This is a genomic window from Paenibacillus sp. ICGEB2008 (assembly GCF_000307675.1).
Classification (GTDB): domain Bacteria; phylum Bacillota; class Bacilli; order Paenibacillales; family Paenibacillaceae; genus Paenibacillus; species Paenibacillus polymyxa.
The window spans coordinates 295,800-316,427 of the sequence record NZ_AMQU01000006.1 but is presented as its reverse complement, the minus strand read 5'-3'; the positions used below and the strand labels follow the sequence as shown (position 1 = coordinate 316,427).

Annotated in this window: 19 protein-coding genes, 2 pseudogenes and 1 riboswitch; of the genes and pseudogenes, 5 read left to right on the top strand and 16 right to left on the bottom strand. The window is 47.2% G+C overall.

The genetic code is table 11. The features are described 5' to 3' along the window. Positions 1 to 565: pseudogene (locus C400_RS0104935) on the top strand (DUF4179 domain-containing protein); the annotation flags it as partial. Positions 566 to 677: 112 nt separating this feature from the next. Here the strand turns inward: C400_RS0104935 and C400_RS0104930 are convergent. From C400_RS0104930 to C400_RS0104865, 14 genes and pseudogenes are all read right to left on the bottom strand, one after another. Then, positions 678 to 1,502, bottom strand: coding sequence for a carbohydrate ABC transporter permease (locus C400_RS0104930; protein WP_017426161.1), 825 nt, complete (start codon positions 1,500 to 1,502; stop codon positions 678 to 680). Further along, a complete protein-coding gene (locus C400_RS0104925) occupies positions 1,502 to 2,368 on the bottom strand; it encodes a carbohydrate ABC transporter permease (protein ID WP_016822711.1) in 867 nt (288 codons plus the stop codon). The genes C400_RS0104930 and C400_RS0104925 overlap by 1 nt, the downstream gene beginning before the upstream one ends. Before the next feature lie 16 nt (positions 2,369 to 2,384). After that, positions 2,385 to 3,616, bottom strand: a pseudogene (locus C400_RS0104920) (ABC transporter substrate-binding protein). 539 nt (positions 3,617 to 4,155) lie between these two features. Further along, on the bottom strand, positions 4,156 to 4,587 hold the full coding sequence (locus C400_RS27390) for a hypothetical protein (RefSeq protein ID WP_017426160.1): 432 nt from the start codon (positions 4,585 to 4,587) through the stop codon (positions 4,156 to 4,158). 12 nt (positions 4,588 to 4,599) lie between these two features. Then, positions 4,600 to 5,400 (bottom strand): ABC transporter permease, encoded by an 801-nt coding sequence (locus tag C400_RS0104910; protein ID WP_026065365.1) that lies wholly within the window; start codon positions 5,398 to 5,400, stop codon positions 4,600 to 4,602. After that, complete coding sequence (locus C400_RS0104905; protein ID WP_017426158.1) at positions 5,397 to 6,125, bottom strand: ABC transporter ATP-binding protein; 729 nt, start codon at positions 6,123 to 6,125, stop codon at positions 5,397 to 5,399. Before C400_RS0104905 ends, C400_RS0104910 begins: the two co-directional genes overlap by 4 nt. Positions 6,126 to 6,456: 331 nt before the next feature. Beyond that, complete coding sequence (gene abc-f / locus C400_RS0104900) at positions 6,457 to 8,541, bottom strand: ribosomal protection-like ABC-F family protein (protein WP_017426157.1); 2,085 nt, start codon at positions 8,539 to 8,541, stop codon at positions 6,457 to 6,459. Positions 8,542 to 8,644: 103 nt separating this feature from the next. After that, positions 8,645 to 8,788, bottom strand: a complete 144-nt coding sequence (locus C400_RS27385; protein WP_016822706.1) for an RAxF-45 family protein — start codon at positions 8,786 to 8,788, stop codon at positions 8,645 to 8,647. 80 nt (positions 8,789 to 8,868) lie between these two features. Next, positions 8,869 to 10,047, bottom strand: a complete 1,179-nt coding sequence (locus tag C400_RS0104890) for an MFS transporter (protein WP_017426156.1) — start codon at positions 10,045 to 10,047, stop codon at positions 8,869 to 8,871. Between the two features lie 68 nt (positions 10,048 to 10,115). Next, positions 10,116 to 10,215: riboswitch (purine riboswitch) on the bottom strand. Positions 10,216 to 10,270: 55 nt separating this feature from the next. Next, entirely contained in the window at positions 10,271 to 11,230 is a 960-nt protein-coding gene (locus C400_RS0104885) for an acetylxylan esterase (RefSeq protein WP_017426155.1), read from the bottom strand. Between the two features lie 12 nt (positions 11,231 to 11,242). Next, complete coding sequence (locus C400_RS0104880; protein ID WP_016822703.1) at positions 11,243 to 12,292, bottom strand: glycoside hydrolase family 130 protein; 1,050 nt, start codon at positions 12,290 to 12,292, stop codon at positions 11,243 to 11,245. Between the two features lie 42 nt (positions 12,293 to 12,334). Then, the gene (locus C400_RS0104875) at positions 12,335 to 13,168 is read right to left on the bottom strand and encodes a carbohydrate ABC transporter permease (protein ID WP_016822702.1); all 834 of its coding nucleotides are present in this window, start codon (positions 13,166 to 13,168) and stop codon (positions 12,335 to 12,337) included. 2 nt (positions 13,169 to 13,170) lie between these two features. Next, the gene (locus C400_RS0104870) at positions 13,171 to 14,055 is read right to left on the bottom strand and encodes a carbohydrate ABC transporter permease (RefSeq protein ID WP_016822701.1); all 885 of its coding nucleotides are present in this window, start codon (positions 14,053 to 14,055) and stop codon (positions 13,171 to 13,173) included. A 67-nt stretch (positions 14,056 to 14,122) separates the two neighbouring features. Next, positions 14,123 to 15,442, bottom strand: coding sequence for an ABC transporter substrate-binding protein (locus C400_RS0104865; RefSeq protein WP_016822700.1), 1,320 nt, complete (start codon positions 15,440 to 15,442; stop codon positions 14,123 to 14,125). A gap of 231 nt (positions 15,443 to 15,673) precedes the next feature. Here C400_RS0104865 and C400_RS0104860 point away from each other — a divergent pair, with 231 nt between their 5' ends. The 3 genes from C400_RS0104860 (at position 15,674) to C400_RS0104850 (ending at position 19,307) form a co-directional block, all read left to right on the top strand. Then, the gene (locus C400_RS0104860; RefSeq protein ID WP_017426154.1) at positions 15,674 to 16,849 is read left to right on the top strand and encodes an AGE family epimerase/isomerase; all 1,176 of its coding nucleotides are present in this window, start codon (positions 15,674 to 15,676) and stop codon (positions 16,847 to 16,849) included. Further along, positions 16,846 to 18,045, top strand: a complete 1,200-nt coding sequence (locus tag C400_RS0104855; RefSeq protein ID WP_017426153.1) for a glycoside hydrolase family 130 protein — start codon at positions 16,846 to 16,848, stop codon at positions 18,043 to 18,045. Before C400_RS0104860 ends, C400_RS0104855 begins: the two co-directional genes overlap by 4 nt. Before the next feature lie 248 nt (positions 18,046 to 18,293). Continuing rightward, positions 18,294 to 19,307 carry a substrate-binding domain-containing protein gene (locus C400_RS0104850; RefSeq protein WP_026065364.1) on the top strand — a complete coding sequence of 338 codons (1,014 nt, stop codon included), beginning with the start codon at positions 18,294 to 18,296 and terminating at the stop codon, positions 19,305 to 19,307. Positions 19,308 to 19,405: 98 nt separating this feature from the next. Here C400_RS0104850 and C400_RS0104845 read toward each other — a convergent pair whose 3' ends face one another. Beyond that, positions 19,406 to 19,618, bottom strand: coding sequence for a cold-shock protein (locus C400_RS0104845; RefSeq protein ID WP_017426151.1), 213 nt, complete (start codon positions 19,616 to 19,618; stop codon positions 19,406 to 19,408). Positions 19,619 to 19,737: 119 nt separating this feature from the next. Continuing rightward, positions 19,738 to 20,253, bottom strand: coding sequence for a DUF2179 domain-containing protein (locus tag C400_RS0104840; protein ID WP_013373641.1), 516 nt, complete (start codon positions 20,251 to 20,253; stop codon positions 19,738 to 19,740). 156 nt (positions 20,254 to 20,409) lie between these two features. Between C400_RS0104840 and C400_RS26430 the strand changes: the two genes are divergently transcribed. Next, the gene (locus C400_RS26430) at positions 20,410 to 20,586 is read left to right on the top strand and encodes a CsbD family protein (RefSeq protein WP_013373642.1); all 177 of its coding nucleotides are present in this window, start codon (positions 20,410 to 20,412) and stop codon (positions 20,584 to 20,586) included. Positions 20,587 to 20,628 lie beyond the last annotated feature (42 nt).

Below are 20,628 nucleotides of genomic sequence, written 5' to 3'. Positions count from 1 at the left end.
TTCGCCATGTTGCCTTATCAAAAATAATTTTCTTTCTGTGAACGGCACAACGTTAGAGGGTAATCGTTGGTCTTCACCAGATCAGGACCACGATCTGAATACGATCCGTTTTGAACGGCCGGCCCATCTTGCGATTACCCGAGATACTCCCATTACTTTTACAGGCAAATACAAGGTTACGACTCATTCGGATGACAAAACGCCGCAGCATTTGACTGATATTTCTGAGCAAAAGCAGACGATAACGACGCAAATCGGCGGCTATCCTGTGAAGTGGACCTACTACAAACAAGGAGCAGATTTATTCGTAGAAACCGAAAGTGAGGATACTCACTTTGGAGGGATCAACCAGACGCATATTGGTCTGGGGAAAGAACGGATGATTGGCAAGCCGATCACAGCCAACTTCGCCGGAGACGGCAATAATAAGGCAGTCGATGTCTACAAGAACTTCAAGGGAAAGGAAGCTTCTATTTATATGTTCTACTATACAACGGACGAACCTGAAGCAGAGACGAGCGTACCCTTGCAGCCACTGACTAGCAACAGCCAAGCATCTAAATAACCATGCTATAAAAGGAGGGTTCTCTATACCTGTGTGATTCACAGTATAGGAACCCCCTTTTTATTCGCCTAGTAAGGCACAGCCTGCTGCTTGAAGCTGTTGTATTCTCATCTTATTTTACAGAACCTTGCGTAACACCATTAATAATCCATTTTTGTGCAATCAGATAGACAATAATCATCGGCAGCAAGGCCATCAAGTACGAGGCAAAGGCCAGATTAAAGTCAGTATTGAACTGTCCCTGGAACACATACTGGACGAGCGGCAATGTATATTGCTCCGCATCGCTGATAATAATGAGCGGCAGCAAAAAGTCATTATATGTGGACAAACAAGTGAGAATCCCCACTGTAGCACTAATCGGCGCCATCAGCGGAAATATAATACGCCAAAATGTCCCCCATGTCGTCGCACCATCTACCGTGGCTGCCTCTTCCAATGCCACTGGAATCGAACGAATATAACCGACATACACGAAGACATTAAACGCCAAGCCATACACCGTATGCAGCACAATGAGGCCCAACAGATTGGTCATATGCAGCCCCGAGGCCAGCTTTACAATCGGCAGCATGATGATCGGGAACGGAATAAACATGGCGCTGACAAAGTAAAAATATAATCCTTTGAAAAAACGCCGCTGCATATTGCGAGCAATGGCATAAGCAACCATCGAGTTGGTGAACAAAGTGAGTATGACCGTCGATGTTGTCACCATCACACTATTCTGAAAAGCACTGAAAAAATGGGTCATTTCCACTGCACGACTAAAATTTTCCCAATGCAGCTCCGTCGGAAAGGCAAAGGCGGAATGCGCCATCTGCTCGGGATTTTTGAGTGCAATCGTCACCGTCATATAGAGGGGAAACAGGATAAATATTGTCCCCAACGCTACCAGAATCAGCACAGGCCAGTTGGTACGTCTGCTTGTTTTCATCAGTTATCCATCTCCCTTCTCTGGAGGAATCGCAGCTGTAAGATGGAAATGATCGCGATCACAATAAAGTAAATCACAGAGTTAGCTGACTGATAGGCAAATTCTCCTCCTCTAAAGCCTCCGGTGTATATCAGATGAGAAATCGACTGCGTGGCCCGTCCCGGTCCGCCGTTCGTCAAGGCCACGATCTGATCGAATACCATTAGGGAATTTTTCATCGCCAATACCATATTGATCGTAAAAAATGGAGCAATCAACGGAAAGGTAATGCTCCAGAATTCACGCCATTTACCTGCACCGTCCAGGTTGGATGCCTCATACAGACTGGTCGGAATTGTTTGCAGCCCTGCCAGATAGAGAATTGTATTAAAGGCAATGCCCTGCCATACGGCTACAATGACCACTCCCACCCAAGCCAACTGCTCGCTACCCAGGATGTTGGTCGATAGTGAACTGATGCCCAGATTTTGTCCCCAAATCGTAAACACGTTCGAGAACAGGTAATTAAATATGTAACCTACAATTAATACACTCAAAATATTAGGCAAAAAATAAATTCCTCGAAAGAAATTACGAAAACGTATTTTAGCGTTCAGCCCCATGGCAATCAACAAGCTGAGAATATTAATCGCAATGGTAACCACAATCGCAAATTTGAAAGTAAACCAGTAAGCATTGCCCACATTGTCGTCCTGAAACAAATTAATATAGTTCTTAAATCCGACAAAGTGATACTGATGCCCGAATCCGTTCCAATTGGTAAGCGAATAATAAAAACCCTGCAAGGCAGGTAAGGTCAAAAATACAAAAAACAATAGCACCGCCGGCACCGTCATCCAGTAAAAAGTCGTCAGTCGCTTATTCATGTCTCATCCTCCTCCCCTATCGGCGGTTAGCTACCTTATTCCACTCACGGTCGAGCTTGGCTAGATAGGCGTCGATATCTCCATTTTGCAGGAAAGCCTGCACAATAGAATTCAATTGGACTGCTTTGGGAATATAATGATCGGCAAAATCAATGACACGGCCTGATTTAAAATACGGCAGCAGCTCTGCCACACTCGGGTCATCCTGTGTGACTCCCTTCACCGCTGAAAACAACGTTTGTTCCGTAATGTATTGCTTGCTGTTCTCTGGCTTCAACAGGAAGGCAATGAACTCTTCAGCTTCCTTTTTATGCGGGGTGCTTTCCGAAACAGCTAATAGCGTATCTATCCCAGACACTAGCTTGACCGCTTTTGCGTCATTCCCTGTGGGAAACGGGAAAAATCCGAGTTCCACTTTCGGGTTAGCTTTGCGGATTTCAGATATGGCCCACGAGCCTGAATGTACATCAGTCCCTGCCCGTTAGCGAAAGCACGGTTCCCGTCAGCATAGTTTTTGCCAAAATTATCATTATGTCCGTATTTCAGCAGCTCCAGCTGCTTTTCCGCAACCTCGCGGTACTTGTCCTGAAAGGTGACCTGATTCTCACGCCGTTGCAGGAAAAAATCAATGCCCACCAAATTCGGACCCAGTGCATTAAAAGGGAGGTTCGTCTGCCAATCATCTTTATATGTAAAATAGAATGGGATCTTGCCAGCGGCCTTGATTTTTTGCGCCGTTGCAATCAGGTCATCCCATGTTTTGGGCACCTGTAATCCCATTTCCTTAAAAAGCGTCTTGTTATACATCACACCATTCGCATTCGCAGCATAAGGAATTCCATACACAGGATCGACCCCGGTCACATCCTTAAGCATTTTTAGGTAAATCGGGTCCACCGTACGTGGTAATTCTGTATTTGCCAGATCCGTAAAAATACCGCTTTGCGCCAAAATGGAGTAGGTATCTGTGGCCCCAAGCCCCACAATGTCAGGTACATCGTTTTTGACAACCCGTGTCAATAGCACCGTTTCTGCCTCTGGCGGGTTGACCTGTGTCACTTCAATACCGGGATGCTCCTGATTGAATTGAGCGATCAGCTTATCGAATGAACCCTTAGCCTCCGGCTTATTTTGGAAAAACTCAATTTGCACCTTGCCTGAAGCGTCGCCCTTATTGCATGCGCTTACAACGATCGTTAGCAGCAGGATCGCCGCTAGTGCAGACAGCTTTTTGGCCCCATTCCACATGCTCATACCTCCTTTTCCCCTATGTCAATCTATGCGATACTAGACAATTAATACCCGTCCCTGACGAAAAAGAAACGATACCGTAGAGGCAAACGCCTTCCCGAAGTCCAACACCGTTCGTATTAAAAAAAGATCCAGCTAACCTTCAAACGGTCGCGTGGATCCCTTTCGCTTTTATAATGTTCGGGTTACAAACTTATTTCTAAACAATCTTCTTTTGCCATCGTGTAAAACTAATAATCATGCAGGCTATAATCATTCCTCCTGCACACATCCAAAATTCAAATGAGTTGTCAATCCTTAGAGCAAGCAATATTTCTCGAAATGGGTCCATTAACATAATGAGTGGCCTAAACAACTCGAAGAGAAATACGGATAAGATAAGAATCACTATATAAGCAAATAACGGCCGTGACACAAACAAACACACAACGCTACTCAACATGAGCTTTACCAGACAAACCAGCGTTAATACCAAATAAAACCCAAGTATGTAGGGGATAGCGTCCGACCGGAAAGAGGCAACGGATGACCCATATTTAAAAAAAAGTAGAGCTGTGCGGAAAAAACAACCATCCAGCGATTACACCTATAAGCAAGCTTGTCCCCATAAAAATGACCGTTATGGCTGATAGTGCTAGCAACTTGGCAAGCCAAAACTGAAAACGTCGATACGGTCGTAACACATATAGCCTATAGGCTCCAGAATAGAGATCCCCGCTTAATTGGTCCACATACAGAATGGGCAGGATTGCTGTAATGAGAAATAAAGCAACCTCACTCATCATCAGCCACGGCAGATTGAGATTATTTACGACCACAGTTCCTTCACCAAAACGTAAGACCTTCGTACCCGTTACTTTATGGCTCCATATAATTGCGATCACGATTAATATATAGGCTATATATAATAAAAGACTGGATTTGCGATTCCAAATTCGTAACATTTCACTTCGCCATATTCCTAGCACGAGGAAATCCCCCTAATACAGATAATCATCGGTCACAAACCGGCGGTAAGCCCCCCAAGTAAAAAAGATAAGATATAGACTAACAACGGTGATAATCGCTCCATTCACAGACAAATTCCCCATTAAGGACCTATCTAGTCCTGTATGCTGCATATATGGAACAATCATAAATGCAATCACATTGTATAAGTAGGGGATATGAGAAACCAAAGCGGCCAATTTTAAATACAATGAATCAAACAACAGTGAGCCCAGATTGTATACCATACAAAAACCGATTGCATACGTTACACTCTTACTGTACATCGCGACAAAGCAGTAAAAGGAGCTTATTGCCAATAATGAGGCAAGTGCCCAACCATAGTATTCAAGCATCTGTAGTCCCTGAGATCCAGACAGTCCCGCATCACTTATATCATATGAAAGAGTCCATACTTCAACGATCACCTGCGAGGATACTGCAAATGCCATGAGAAGAAGCAAGATAGAAGTATTCAAAACCAACAACTTACCCCAGAAAATCTGACCGCGGGTAAATCGGCGCATAAACAACAAGCGCAGTTGCCCGCTTCGAAATTCCTCTGTGTATACAGCAGCCGCTAAAACAGCCACAGCTATATTACATGCTAAAAACAAATTCTCACGCAGACCCGTAACGACAAAGTTTAGGGATAATACCTCTACAGGAATCTTCATCGTGCGCAAGAAATATACTCCTGTCGAACAGGCTAGCATTGGTGTACATAATACCATGAGCCAGAACCACTTTCGTCTCCATAATCTCTCGAACTCGCTGTATACTAATAACTTCATAGTCCCATTAATCCCATAAAGGCATCCTCCAGACGTTGGCCTTCCTTTATCAGCTGATCAGCGGGCCCCTGCCAAACTAGCCTACCCTCTTTAATTACAATGAGTTCATCGCACATCTGTTGCAATTCATCCAGTAGATGACTGGAGATAAAAAAGGCATAATTCGCAGAATCACGCAGCTGAAGCACAATATCTCTCAGCTCTCTCATCCCCATGGGATCAAGACCGTTGGACGGTTCATCCAGCAGCAGAAGCTCAGGAGCGCCCAGCATGGACTGCGCAATACCTAGTCTTTGCTTCATTCCCAGCGAGTAGGTTTTCACCTTGTCATCCCCCCGCTTTTCCAGCCTCACCTTTGTAAGCAACTCTTCGATATGTATCTCCCGATCTGAGGGCGCAATTTCAGAATGTAGCCGTGACAAGTTGCGCAAAACCTGCCTACCTGTCATGTAATCAAAAAAGACTGGAGATTCAACAATGGCCCCTACCTTGCATAACGCCTTTTCCCGATCAGTGTGCACATCATATGAAGCTATCTTTACAGAACCGCTGGTTGGCTGCATTAATCCGGTCATGATTCGCATCATTGTAGTTTTACCGGCCCCATTAGGCCCAATAAATCCATATATCTTTCCTTTTTGAAGCTTAAAGGAGACACGATCTAACAAATACCTTTTTCCCATTTTTTTCGTCACCTGGCTGACCTCCAGCAAGGAGTCCGACATACTATTTCCCCCATTCATAACGAATCGTAAAATAGTTTCAACGCGGGCATTGGATATATAAGATTTCTATTGACGACACAAACTTCAGTTAACAATGATCCACATTAACCATACAGTTTAAAAAATACCACATGTTGCGAAATGTAAAAGGTTCGCTTTATATGTAAAATAAAATATAAATAATTTATAAATGTCATTTAATATAATAGATGGTTATTAATTTGGCGATAATGTCTTTACCATACAAAAATAGCCCTTCGGCAGACGCGCTACCTCAGGGCTATTCTTTATGCAAATATACGTTGCCTATCTTCAGCAACCAGCCTGTTGCCTACTCCAGTTCAACCCACTCGCCGAGCAACGTGTCCAGCTCCGCTTGCAGTCGCTCACGCACGTCCCACAGCTCCGCCATGCGCGCTGTGTCGCTGCTTGTGCCGAGCAGTTCCAGCTCGGCATCTGTCGCCGCCAATGCTGCTTCCTTGGCGGCAATCGCCCGCTCCAACCGCTCGCGGGACACAGCGGGTGGGCGGGACGGCTTCGCGGACTTTGCTCCGCGTGCCCCACTCCGGGCATCGGGCGTCCCCAAGTGACCTGCCGCCCCGGAGCGAGCACGGCTCGCATCGGCTCCAGTGGTCGCTCGTGTCCGCGCAGCCGTTCCCGCATCATTGCTCGCTGCACCGGCAGGCGTAGCTAGACCCGAGCCTGAGCCGCCACCAGATGCGGCTCTACCTGCAGATGCCGAGCGTACTCCTGCATCCGCTCCGTGTTGCGAGTGGGCGTTTTCCAGCTCCCGCTTCTTCGCGCGGTATTCATCGAAGCCGCCCAGATAAAAGGACAACTTCCCGTTCTCCAGCTCCCACACGCGCCCAGCCAGCTTATTCACAAAGTAGCGGTCATGGGAAATGGCTAGCACCGTTCCCGTGTAGGTGCCCAGCGCTTCCTCCAAGGCCTCGCGGGAATCGATGTCCAGATGGTTGGTCGGCTCATCCAGCACCAGCAAATTCGGCTTTTTCATAACCAGCAACGCCAGCCGCAGGCGAGACCACTCCCCACCGGACAGCATGCTCACGGGTTTAAACACATCCGCACCATAAAATAAATACTTCGCCAGCTGTCCGCGTGCTTCGCCTTCTTCTAGCCCTGCTTCCTCCTTGAAGTAAGCAAGCACCGTCGCCCGGCTATCCCGTTCTCTCTCTTGCTGCGCCAAATATCCGTACTCGACGCGTGCGCCCCATTGGACCGTGCCTGCATCTACGCTTTCCTGACCAAGCAACAGCTTGAGCAGCGTCGTTTTGCCTGCACCGTTATCGCCTAGCAAAGCTACCTTTTCACCAAATTCCAGGCTGCCTGTTGCCCCGTTTAATATTTGACGTTCTCCATAGGCTTTGGTGATGTCCTCGAATTGAAGCACCCTGCGACCAGAACGATCCTCCAACTTTAGGTGAAACTCCGCACCTTGAGGGTCCAGTACAGGTCGCTTCACCAGCTCCATTCGTTCCAGCGCCTTGCGGATTGAGGCTGCTTTTTTGAAAAACTTTTCATTATCGCCATTGCGTCCCCACTCTTCCAAACGGCGAATGGCCTCTTTCATCTTTTTGATCCGCTTTTGCTGCTCCTTATAATCCTCAAATTGCAGCAGCAGACGTTCTTCCTTCTCCTTAACGTAGCCGCTGTAATTCGTATAGTACGTAAAGGCCTCGCCATCCTCCAGTTCGATCATCTTGCCGGCAACTCGATCCAGAAAATAGCGATCATGGGATACAACCACACACGCACCTGCGTAGCCCTGCAAAAATTGCTCCAGCCATTCCAATCCTTTCAAATCCAAATGGTTGGTCGGCTCATCCAGCAACAGCAGATCTGGTCGTCCAATGAGCTGTGATGCCAGCGCTATTTTGGTTTTTTCTCCGCCTGAAAGTGACCCGAAGTTGCGCGTATACATAGCTTTGGGAATACCTAGCCCATCCGCTATCTGATCCATACTGGCATCCATTTCATAGCCGCCGTTACGCTCAAACCGCTCCTGTAGAGAAGCATACGTTTGCAACAGCTTCTCTAACAGCTCGGGATTCGCTGCCACAACCAGATCTGACATTTCCCGTTCCAGTGTGGTCATCTGATTGCGGCAATCCTTCAGTTCACGATAGGCGTAAGCCAGCGTTTCGTATACGGTGAAGCTTTCAAACTCTGCCGGGATTTGCGGCAAATAGCCGATTTTCGTATCCTTGGCGATGACGAGCTGCCCTTCATCTGGGCGGGACAAACGCGCAATTAGGCGTAATAGGGTGGTTTTGCCGCTTCCGTTGCGACCGATAAGCCCCACCTTTTCTCCCTTATGGATATCAAACGTTGCTCCATCTAAAATCAGATTGGCAGCGTGGTATTTTTTCAATTGTTGACCGTTTACAATATACATGTTCAGGCTCTCCTTTATTTAGGAAGACCCTTACCCAGGTAACACAAAAAGAGCCGCAGGAGCAACCCCGCGACTCTTCGGAAGGTACAGCAATCCGTTCGAGTTAAGGTAGGCGTCTTCTCGCGATGTTTACAACCGTATGATTAAAATTGGACAGACTTCTCCCGTTGTATGGAAAAGCATGAACAATGCCAGCCATAGCAATCGGCAGCTGGCTAATACGGTTGTTCAGCATCTCGTGATTCACCTACCTCACCCCCTTCTTCATAATTGGAAGTAGTATAACATGTTTTTTCAAATAACAAAAGGGAAAAATATCCTACTGGGCTATGACACGGAGTGGTGTCCTCTGATTGTCTGCGATGTGCCCGCTCTGGTAATCGAAAAAACGCCGCAGACAAAAGCAACAATCACAAATGCCCCACCTACCCAAGCATTCGTGGCAACAGATTCGCTATTCTCAATCACTACCCCTCCCAAGGCAGAACCGAGAGCGATCCCGACCTGGAGTGCGGAGAAATTAAAGCTTTGCTGAATACTACCCGATTCGGGTGCATTTTCAATAAGATAACTTTGCATCGGGGGCGACAAGGCCCAGCTCAGGATCCCCCAGATGATCAGGAGCGGCGCAAACATATACACCGAGTGAATCGAGAAAGGCAGCAGGAACATCACGGCGATAAACACACCCACGACGATGAGGATGCTTTTCGCTGTACCGAATCGGTCTGCCAAAGAGCCGCCAATAAAACCTCCGCTCACTGCCGCCAGCCCAAAGACGAAATAGGCCACACTCACCCACGAGGCGTTCAAGCCCATCAGGTTTTCCAAAAACGGAGTGAAATAAGCATATAACGTGTAGTGTCCCGCCAGTGTCAGCGTTGTTACCAGATGGGCGCTGATTACTTTAACATTTTTCAAGGACTTCAACTGCTCACGCATAGGCACAACATGCTCTGTTGGAATCCGCTCCATAAACAAGTGCATAATGATCATAGAAACTACGGTCAACAAGGCAATGATCAGGAATAGCACCCGCCAGCCAAACGCATTTCCAATCAGCACCCCGGCTGGAATGCCTAGCACGATGGAAGAACTTACCCCCATGGAGATCACGCCGAGAACGCGGGCTTGATAAGCTTTGGACACTACTTTGACTGCAATGGTTAGCGACAATGTCACGATCAATGATCCACTGGCAGCAGTAATGATACGAGATATAAACAACACAGCATAGTTCGGACTCCAGAAAGCCAGCAGACTTCCCAGAATAAAGATAAACATCGACCACAAATACAGTCGCTTTCGTTCGATTTTGGCGGTCAACGCCAACAAAGTCGGCCCGGCAATAGCGTACACGAGCGCATAGATCATGATGAGCTGTCCTGCCGTGCTTACAGAGACGTTCAAATCCTGTGCAATCTGGGGCAGCACGCCACCGATAATCAACTCCACCAGACCTACCGTAAAGGTCGCAATGGTTAAAATAACTACTTTGAAGTTCATTACATTAGCTCCTTTGCTGTCATGTAAATCCCTCGCATCACGCAAAAAAATCCTGACCACAAGAAATGTACAAGACGTACACTTTTTGTAATCAGGATTTATCGGTTCCTGGTAGAGACCCTCAAACCATATTATTGAGGTTATACAAATGGGGTATTCATTTATTACGCTTCACGAAGGTTATAGCTATTACTATAAAGGAGCCTCTGGTTAAGTTCAACCCCTACAGCCGCAAAAATTCGCTCATGGCACGATCTGACAGATAGGGTAAATACTCATGACCGTATTCGTGATACACAAGCAATTCCTTGTCCGATACGATTTTATTGTACACCGCAAACTGTGTGGAAGGTGGGCAAATCACATCCGATAGCCCTGTCACGAATAGCACCCGTCCTCGAATACGGTCTGCTAAATGTTGAATGTCGATGTAGCCTAAGCGGTGAAACACTTCGCTCTCACGTACATGATTGGGATCAAACCAGCGAAAATAATAAACCAGTTCCTCATAGGCCGATGTCGTTGCATCCAGCGCCCAAGCTCTTTTATAGTCCGACAGGAACGGATATACCGGTACCGCCACACGGACACGCGGCTCCAATGCAGCGCAAGCAACCGTTAGTGCCCCGCCTTGGGAGCAGCCAAATGCACCGATCCGTTCAGGGTCAACCTGCTCCATAGACATTAGAATGCGCACCGTCTGCACCGTATCCAAAAATACGTTGCGGTAGTACAACCGATCCGGGTCCGGGTCGTCAATTCCGCGGATAATATGACCTCGAACCGTCGTTCCCTGAACCTGCAAATTGTCCTCAGACAGCCCGCCTTGCCCTCGGCAGTCCATGGCCAGCACAGTGAATCCGTGTGCCGCATAGCTCACCTTGTCGAACCAGTCGCCACTGTCGCAGGAATACCCATGAAACATAGCCAAGGCTGGACCTTGTTCCGTAAGATGCTTGGGACGAGCCAGCTTCCCATGAACCCTCGCTCCGCCCACTCCAGTAAAATACAGATGGTAACACTCCACCAGTGGAGAGACAAATTCGGCAGGCTCCAGTGTATATTCCAATGGCTGTCGTTCCAGCTCCTGTAGCGCCCGTTCCCAGTACATATCAAAATCCTGCGGCTTTGGATTACTCCCCATATAGGACTGTAGCTGCTGTAAAGACATATCCTCCGGCATGTAAAATTCCTCCTACATCCGGCCTGACTCACGATCATCTGCGACTACTTCATCCGTCGCGATGACATACTTCATAATGTCAGATACTGTCGTGTATGCGATACCTACATACGTATCAGCGGCTCCATAATAAATCGCAATTCTTCCGGTGTCTGCATCATGCAGTGTAGCACACGGGAACACCACATTTGGCACAAAGCCACGCTCTTCATACCATTCCTCTGGGGTCAACACGAAGTTGGAGGAACGATATTTGACTTTGGACGGATCATCCAGATCAAGAACAGCTACTCCCATGCTGTATACCAGTCCATTGCACGTGCCTGTCACCCCATGATAGAACATCAGCCAGCCCTCTGTCGTCTCAATCGGTGCTGGTCCGCCACCAATCTTCACCGATTGCCACCAGCCCTGACCACCCTTGCTCATTACATGACGATGCTTGCCCCAATACACCAAGTCAGGACTTTCGCTCAGGAAAATATCACCAAACGGAGTATGACCACTGTCGCTCGGACGGGATAGCAACATAAAGTTTCCATTTAGCTTGCGAGGCAAAAGCACTCCATTGCGATTAAACGGCAAGAACGGATTTTCCAAGCGCACAAAGCTTTTGAAATCCTTCGTTTGTGCGATTCCCAGCGCTGCACCATAGAAATCTGTACACCAGATGATATAATACGTGTCTTCCACTCGAACCAGACGCGGATCGTAAGCATAATTAGGCTGATATTCATTTCCTTCCTCATCGACCATATGCAGACGCTCTGTCTCAATGTCCCAAGCCAGCCCGTCGTCACTCCAGCCGAGATGCAAATGCGGGCGTCCATTAATCGTTTCAGCACGGAATATCCCTACAAACCGTCCTTCATACGGAGCTACGGCACTGTTGAAAATACGGGCAATGCCAGGCACCGGATTTCGTCCAATGACCGGATTCTCAGTATGCCTCCATACTGGAGCCTCACTGCCTTCCGGCTTATCCTGCCAAGGCATTTTCGACAAGCTGTCTCCTACAATTCGTACGTTACCTACATCCAAATCTACATTCAATTTACTCATACTTAACTCTCCTCTCACCTAGACACTTCATTTTATTTTTTTCTATTTCACTGAACCCTGTGCAAATCCGTTATAGATATATTTTTGTAATGATAAAAATGCAACCAGCGTCGGAATAATCGCAATGATGATGCCTGCGCTAATGACTTCCCATTGCGAACCGTATGGCCCTTTAAACTTAAACAGTGCCGTCGATATCACCTGAAGGCTTGTTTTGGGCATATACAGGAACGGAGTGTAAAAATCGTTGTAAATATTAACACCCTTGATGATGATTACCGTCACAATGGCAGGCTTCAGCAGCGGCAAAATAATGCGCCAGTAGATGGTTAGATAGGATGCCCCATCCAGCATGGCAGACTCATCCAGCGCCACCGCGATGGAATCCAGAAACTGAAGGAAAATATACACCGCGATAATATCGGTTCCCAAATACAGTAAAATGGCTGCCCAAGGTGTGTTAAACAGTTCCAGCTTGTTAATGATCTGGAATGTCGATACCTGTGTCGTCACCCCCGGAATGAGCGTGGCGAGTAAGAACGCACCCAGCATGAGACTTTTACCTTTAAATTTAAAGCGATTCAAAATATACGCGATCATGGAACCGGTCAACGTAGCCCCGATGATAGAGATCAGCAAAATAAAGGCTGTGTTCAAAAATCCGGTTAGCATATTTCCATCCACAAAGGCCTTGGCGTAGTTCGCCCAGTTCAGCCAGTTCACCGGGGGAGTCAGAGGACTGGTTGCCGCATATTCAGCCTTCGTCTTCAAAGATGCAAACAAAATCACAACAATTGGCAGTAGAGCAATGAACGCACCTAGCAATAGCGCACCATACTTGATGGTGTTTGCCAGTAATCTTTTTAGCTTATACATGATTAGTCCTCCTCCCCCCGAATCAGCAACCGCTGAAGCAGTGTAACAGCAACTACGATCAGTAGCAGAACAACCGCCATCGCTGAGGCTAAACCAACCTTGCTGTATTTAAATGCCACATCAATCGTCTGAATGACGAACGTCTTACTGCCGTTGGAGCCACCAGTCATAATGTAAGGAATATCGAATGCACTGATCGCGCCACTAATCGCCAAGATCAGATTCAGCTGCAAAATTCGCTTAATAGTCGGCAAAATGATAGAGCGGAACTGATGCCAGCGGTTGGCTCCGTCGATATCGGCTGCTTCGTACAGATCACTGGATATGGAAGAAATCGCACCTAGAAACACAATAAAGTTAAAGCCCATGTATCTCCAGATAGACGTACCAGCCAGCGAAATATTAATAATCTCCGGGTTGCCCAGCCACAGCTTGACATACGAACCCAATCCCATTGCCTGAAGCAGTGTATCAAGGGTACCGTCTGGCTTAAAAAAGAATAGAAAAATAAAACCAATCGCCACCCCGTTCATCAGGGAGGGAAAGAACAAAATGCCTTTAAAGAAATTTTTAAACCAGGTCTGAAAGCTGAGAATGGTTGCAAAATAAAGGGCCAAACCCATCTGTACAAACGTAGCTACAAAGTAATACAAACTGACCTTAAACACCGAGAAATACTCGGGGTCGGTAAAGATTTTGATATAGTTTTCAAAGCCCACATATTCCAGACGCTTACTATAACCATTCCAGTCCGAAAAGCTGTATTTAAACATATTGATCACCGGCAAGTACGCAAAAGTGACCAGCAGCGCCAGCGGAATAAATGAAAAGGCAACAATAATCGCTAATCTTTGTTTGGAGTAGCTGAGATTCGAAAATTTAAACATGCTGCACCTCCTGGCTATCCGTCCATCAACTGCCACTTCAATCTCTTCTTATGGTCAGTTCAGATGGCTATTTTGCTTCCTTGGCTGCCACTTCAGCACGCGCCTTCACCCATGCATCGTTCAGATCCTTCATAATGGTGTCATACGATTCCGGGCGGTTACCCACCGCTGCCTCAATAATTCGTTTCTTGAAATCAGGTTGCCACAAGCCGATTTCTCCCATTTTGTCGATTTTATCGACAATTCCTTCCTGCCCCTTCGGTGACGGAGTGAGCGCTTCAAAAACAACTCCCTCATTCTCATACTGCTTCAAAATGGCAGGCATTGCGGCACCCTTCAGCGGACTAATGCTGCCTGCCTGCTCTACAGCATAGTTGGACTTTTCGGTAAACCAATCCACCCAGGCACGGGCCGCCTCTTTATTTTCACTGTTTACATTAATACCGAGGTTAAAATCACCAGCCAGCGGTACAAGTACCTTGGAGGCATTCGTTGGGAAAGGCATGAAACCGATATCATCCTTGTTAGAAGCTACGCTTTTGATCTGATCAATCGCCCATGAGCCAAGCACCATCGTACCGATTTTGCCTTGAGCAAGATCCGCCTTGGAGGTCTCCCAATCCGTAGTCGTTGGATCTTTTTCAATCAGACCATTTTTAGCCGCATCGTACAGGACCTTGTACAGCTCATAGTGAGGCTGACCCTTCGTGAAATTATCATCTGTAGTCGGTTGTGTGACATTCACGTATTCCTTCGTACCTGCTACTGTTGCCAGGCTAGACTCCCACTGAGTCAGTGCCCAACCAGAGGCATAGTTGGTAAACAGCGGCACTGCCTTGGTTTTGTCCTTAATTTGCTGTAACGCTTTCAGGAATTGATCCGGTGTTTTAGGAATTTGTGTGATTCCTGCTTCCTTGAACACCTTTTTGTTATAAATCACACCCGAGTAAACCATCGCAATCGGAATACCGTAGCTGTTACCATCCACTGTACGTTCTTCAATGCCGGTATACTTGTTTTTCATCTCCTCATAAGTACCTAGAGGCTCGAAAAAATTGGGTAACTCTTCAATTGGAATGCTGCCAGGAATCAGCAAGACATCTCCGTAATCCCGAGTCCCCATCCGAATTTTAATTTGACCATCATAATCGGCCAATGCCTGAAAATTGACCTTCACGTTCGGATAAATTTTGTTAAATTCCTTGGCGTAATCCTGAAATACGGTATCCACAATATCTGTCCGCTGTGTGATCACCGTAATTTCCCCTTCCGGTCCCTTCGGATCAGAGCTGGTAGCTGGCGCATCCTTCTTTGAGGTACAGCCAGTAAACAGTCCCGCTAACAAAAGCACGGATAGTAATGACATTAAAACCTTGGACAACTTCATGAGACGACCCCTCCTGTTGTTTTGAATAAGGTTATCGTTAAACTAACAAAATCATTTTATTATGTTAGCGCTTACTGTGTCAATTACAATATTTTTTTGTAATAACAACACCCGAATGTTATGCAGAAACACAAATTAAGTATAGTTGACAGTTTATAAATACATAGATAAGATACCTTTTGTAAGGTTAACGATAAGCTAATAATTCATTTTCCGAAGGAGGCTTGTCTCTTGGAAACACTAGTACACGAAATTAGACAGGAATGGAAGGAACATATACTCCCATTCTGGCTAGGCTTGAAAGATGAAGCGCATGGCGGATTTTATGGCGAGGTAGACGCGGATCTGCACATCCATAAACAAGCGGACAAAGGTGGCATCGCCACTGCGCGGTTACTCTGGTCTTTCTCAGCAGCAGCCCGTGTAACAGGGGAACGTGCCTATGCAGATGCGGCACGACATGCTTTCATATTCCTGCGAGATCACCTGCTTGACCCATTACATGGAGGAATGTACTGGATGGTGGACTACACCGGGCAACCTGTGGATACGTGCAAGCACGTATATGCGCAGGCATTTGCCATCTATGCGTTGGCAGAATATGCACGAGCTACGGGTGACCCAAATGCATTGCCACTGGCAATGAAACTGTTTCACCTCGTGGAGCAAAAAGGGTATGATCCTGCTCTCCAAGCATACGGAGAACAATATGATCGATCGTGGAACGAGCAGCCTAATGAGCTACTCAGCGAAAATGGAGTTACCGCGCATATTACCATGAATACGCATATTCATGTTTTGGAAGCGTATACCCAATTGCTGCGCGCCTACCCAAACGAAGAGGTTCGGGACGCACTGAAGAACGTGCTGGACATTTTATACCAGCGTGTTTACGATGCTTCCGCCCGGCGGTTGGGAGTATTCTTCGACCGCGAATGGCACTCTCTGCTTGATTTGACCTCATATGGTCACGATATCGAAGCCAGCTGGTTGATGGAGGACGCCATGAATGTGCTGGGTTATCATCCATCCGAGTATGTGAATATGGTGGTGGATATTGCCAGCGCGGTAGCTGAGCGGGCTGTTCAGCCAGACGGATCGCTCATCAACGAGCGGGAGGGAGAGCGGGTAGACACTTCACGTATCTGGTGGGTACAGGCCGAGGCAATGGTTGGTTTTTACAATGCGTTTCAGCGGACACAGGATGAACGATTTTTGAAAATTGTGCGAAATCTATGGACCTATACCCGGCAGTATATCATCGATCCGCGCACCGGAGGCGAATGGTTCTGGTCGGTTCAAGCGGACGGTAAGCCTGACGCGAGAGAGATTGCAGGCCCTTGGAAGTGCCCATATCATAACAGCCGATTTTGCATTGAAATGCTGGAAAGGATGGATAAACAATGATTCATAACAAATACGATGAGCTGCTAGCGCAGCAAGAAGAACTGATTACGCGCCCCAATGAGGTTAAAACCTCCTTTTACAATGGTATCTATGAACGCTACCTCTATCCGGTGCTCACACGCCATCATGTTCCCATTCACTGGCGGTTTGATCTGGATGCACAAACCAATCCCTTTTTCATGGAACGACTGGGCGTCAATGCAGCACTGAATCCTGGAGCGATCTATCATGAAGGAAAATACATTCTTGTTTCGCGCACCGAGGGATTGGACCGAAAGTCGTTTTTTGCCTTAGCAGAGAGCGATAACGGCATTGATCAGTTTCGATTCGTTGACGCTCCCTTAGTATGGGATGATATCGACCCAGAAGAAACCAATATGTATGATATGCGGCTGGTGAAGCATGAGGACGGCTGGATTTACGGTATTTATTGCTCGGAGAAAAAGGACCCTGACGCGCCATCCCACGATACCTCCAGCGCTGTCGCTCAGGCTGGACTGGTCCGCACTCGTGATCTCCGCACATGGACCCGGCTCCCCAACATCACTACCCAGTCCCCGCAGCAACGTAACGTTGTCCTGCATCCCGAATTTGTGGACGGCCAATATGCCTTCTATACTCGTCCCCAAGATGGGTTTATTTCGACCGGATCAGGCGGAGGCATCGCGTTCGGTCTCTGCAAAGATATTACACAGCCCGTGATTGAACATGAGACAGTCATTGACGAGCGCTACTATCATACGGTATACGAAGTTAAGAACGGCCAAGGTCCTGCTCCGATCAAAACGAGTCGAGGCTGGATTCATATCGCTCACGGGGTACGCAATACAGCCGCCGGGCTGCGATATGTGCTGTATACCTTTGCCACCAGTCTGGAAGACCCTACGCGCGTCATCGCCAAGCCCGGTGGGCATTTTCTGGCTCCTTATGATGAGGAACGCGTGGGTGATGTTTCGAATGTTATTTTCTGCAATGGAGCAGTCGTTAATGAACGGGATGAAGTCTTCATATACTATGCGTCCAGTGATACCCGTATCCACGTGGCGACGACCACGATTGCCCGTCTGGAGGACTATACTTTCAATACACCATCCGACCCATTGCGTTCTCTTGGCAGCGCCGCTGTCCGCCGTGAGCTGATCCATCGCAATGAAGCGCTATTGCAAGCAAGCAACCGTCCTTCCCAGCGGATCTAAGCCGTAAGCTTTATCATGCTTGCGGAACCATGTATACTATCCATAGAACAATTGTTACCCGCAGGCTAATCGTTGTTCTATGGGCAGCTATGCTGCCAATCCTTGTATCTTTACAGAGCAGCTGCACCGCTAAGCTAATTGAATTTCTACAAGCGGATAAGCTATTCATATTCACCCCAGCATTTTGCAACCGTTATCTGGATGTAGGCAAAATGCTTATCTTTTTACAATTGGAAGGCGGAACAGGAATGAAGAGCAACGTAACGATGCGGGATATTGCAGATAAGCTGGGAATAAGCAGCGTGACCGTGTCGAAGGCGCTCAATGACAAGGATGGGGTTAGCGAGGAACTCAAAGAACGTATTAAAACACTCGCGGGCGAAATGGGTTATCGTTTTAATACCGTTGCCAAGTCCATGAAAGAGGGGCTCACCTATAACATTGGTGTTGTCATCCCTGAACGTTTTACTGGTCCTGGCCAATCGTTTTATTTGCATATTTACCAGCAAATTTCACGGGCACTGGAGCCATACGGCTACTACGGTATCCTTCACATCCTCCATCGCGAGGACGAAGAGCAGCTTAATCTGCCACGTATCTATTACGACCGTAAGGTGGACGGCTTCATTCTTCTGGGCCAAGTGAGCAAGCCATATATTGAGCTGGTACAAACCATGGACCAACCTAAAATGTTTCTCGACTTTTATGATGAGCATGCCGATATCGACTCTGTGGTGACGGATAATTTTTACGGAGCCTACGAGCTAACCAATTATTTGATCGCCCAGGGACACCGGGATATTGCTTATGTGGGAAATATCTATTCCACCAGCAGTATTCAGGATCGTTTCCTCGGCTACTATAAATCCTTGCTGGAGCACAGGTTGCCCCTCCGTAACGAGTGGGTACTCAGCGACCGGGACGACGAAGGGTCCTATGTTGAAATGGCTCTGCCTCAGCTACTACCGACCGCCTTTGTATGCAACTGCGATCAGGTCGCTCACAATCTGGTGCACCAGCTGATTGGTCTGGGATACCGCGTACCCGAGGACTGCTCTGTGGTCGGCTTTGATAACGATGTATACGCCACGCTTATTGTTCCGCAACTGACCACGGTCGGAGTAGACATTGAGCAAATGGCACGTACGGCGGTGGATTCAATAATGAAAAAAATAAGCCATCCCGGCAGTCGTTTTGGCCGAGTCCTCGTACAGGGTCACATTGTATATCGTGATTCCGTGCAGCCCCTTGAGAGGTCATGATCCGTGAATATTCCACAACCAAAAGCCGCTCAGCATGTCGCTGGAGCGGCCTTTGACGTTTATAAACTTTGCAGCGTAATCACGGGCTTACCCCTCAATTAAGAGCGCTGGGCGACAAAGGAATTGCCCGTCCGATTGAGAATCGGCAGCATTCGCATTTCCTGTCCCATCGTGGCTTGGCAAAGTGGACAAGCCGGCTCGCTCAAAAAGGTAAAATCCGTTCTCATCCATCCGTTGCAACCATCGTTGGTACACGACCAAATAGCCGTATTTTCCTCTGGAATGATCTCCGGGGCCTGGCGTCTGTACATCTATATCCCCCCTTGGTTGTTATAGGGGAACATCCCCTGTCGGCATACTGTTAATTCCGTCCTGTGCGGGTATTAATATGCTCCAACCTACGGAAAATATGCGTATTTTACCAAAATTCTTATTTGCGGATAGCCTTGGTCCAGAAACCACCATGAAATTGCTTTGGCTCCACCGTAATGACAAAAGCCTTGGGATCCAGCTCCAGGATAGACTGATACAGCTTATTCTGGTTTTTACGCTTGGCCAAAATCTCCATTACGAGGCGTTCTCCATCACGTCCACTGCCCAGCCAGGCTGTAACGCCATACCCTTTGTCTCGCAGCGCATTGGCAATTCCTCCATTGATCTCATTGCTGATCACCTTCACGGTGACATAACCGAGCGCTATTTTTTCCTCAATCCACGCTCCAATAAGAATCCCCACTGCGTAGCCTATAGCGTATACCGCAAGACTTGCCACTTGATCCAGATACTTAAGCACGACATTCAAGCCCAACACATAAACTGTAACTTCCACGGTGCTGATGAGTGCAGCAATGTACTTCTGTCCTTTCAGCGTCAAAATCATGCGCAGTGTGTACGCCGATACATAAATAAGTTGAATAACGAGAATAAACAATAAAATTTTGAGCATACGCTCACCCCTTATTTCACGATCTAGTTGACCCCGTCCCCAACATTATGCCCCTGTCTGTGATCTACAGCCTCACGTTTCGTATTACCCTCGCTCGGGTAATGACTAACTACAGCATGCTGAATGAAAGTTTGATTATATGAGGAGGGCTATACCATGAAGGATAACGGAATTAGCGATAAAATCAAAGGTAATGTAAATAAAGCTAAAGGTGAAATCAAAGACCAAATCGGGAACGCCACGGATAATAAGTCCCTTCAAGCTGAGGGTAAATTGGATAAAGCCAAAGGTCACCTTCAGGAAACAGCAGGCAAACTGAAGGATCACAAATAGTCCAACTTTTGATACCCTAACGTACTGTACTCCAAACAAGTC

What these genes read in the sequence shown, in the direction of transcription:
- C400_RS0104930 (WP_017426161.1), bottom strand. Translation starts at nt 1,502, where the DNA reads ATGAAAACAAGCAGACGTACCAACTGGCCTGTGCTGATTCTGGTAGCG.
- C400_RS0104925 (WP_016822711.1), bottom strand. Translation starts at nt 2,368, where the DNA reads ATGAATAAGCGACTGACGACTTTTTACTGGATGACGGTGCCGGCGGTG.
- C400_RS0104910 (WP_026065365.1), bottom strand. Translation starts at nt 5,400, where the DNA reads ATGAAGTTATTAGTATACAGCGAGTTCGAGAGATTATGGAGACGAAAG.
- C400_RS0104905 (WP_017426158.1), bottom strand. Translation starts at nt 6,125, where the DNA reads ATGTCGGACTCCTTGCTGGAGGTCAGCCAGGTGACGAAAAAAATGGGA.
- abc-f (WP_017426157.1), bottom strand. Translation starts at nt 8,541, where the DNA reads ATGTATATTGTAAACGGTCAACAATTGAAAAAATACCACGCTGCCAAT.
- C400_RS0104890 (WP_017426156.1), bottom strand. Translation starts at nt 10,047, where the DNA reads ATGAACTTCAAAGTAGTTATTTTAACCATTGCGACCTTTACGGTAGGT.
- C400_RS0104885 (WP_017426155.1), bottom strand. Translation starts at nt 11,230, where the DNA reads ATGCCGGAGGATATGTCTTTACAGCAGCTACAGTCCTATATGGGGAGT.
- C400_RS0104880 (WP_016822703.1), bottom strand. Translation starts at nt 12,292, where the DNA reads ATGAGTAAATTGAATGTAGATTTGGATGTAGGTAACGTACGAATTGTA.
- C400_RS0104875 (WP_016822702.1), bottom strand. Translation starts at nt 13,168, where the DNA reads ATGTATAAGCTAAAAAGATTACTGGCAAACACCATCAAGTATGGTGCG.
- C400_RS0104870 (WP_016822701.1), bottom strand. Translation starts at nt 14,055, where the DNA reads ATGTTTAAATTTTCGAATCTCAGCTACTCCAAACAAAGATTAGCGATT.
- C400_RS0104865 (WP_016822700.1), bottom strand. Translation starts at nt 15,442, where the DNA reads ATGAAGTTGTCCAAGGTTTTAATGTCATTACTATCCGTGCTTTTGTTA.
- C400_RS0104855 (WP_017426153.1), top strand. Translation starts at nt 16,846, where the DNA reads ATGATTCATAACAAATACGATGAGCTGCTAGCGCAGCAAGAAGAACTG.
- C400_RS0104850 (WP_026065364.1), top strand. Translation starts at nt 18,294, where the DNA reads ATGAAGAGCAACGTAACGATGCGGGATATTGCAGATAAGCTGGGAATA.
- C400_RS0104845 (WP_017426151.1), bottom strand. Translation starts at nt 19,618, where the DNA reads ATGTACAGACGCCAGGCCCCGGAGATCATTCCAGAGGAAAATACGGCT.
- C400_RS0104840 (WP_013373641.1), bottom strand. Translation starts at nt 20,253, where the DNA reads ATGCTCAAAATTTTATTGTTTATTCTCGTTATTCAACTTATTTATGTA.
- C400_RS26430 (WP_013373642.1), top strand. Translation starts at nt 20,410, where the DNA reads ATGAAGGATAACGGAATTAGCGATAAAATCAAAGGTAATGTAAATAAA.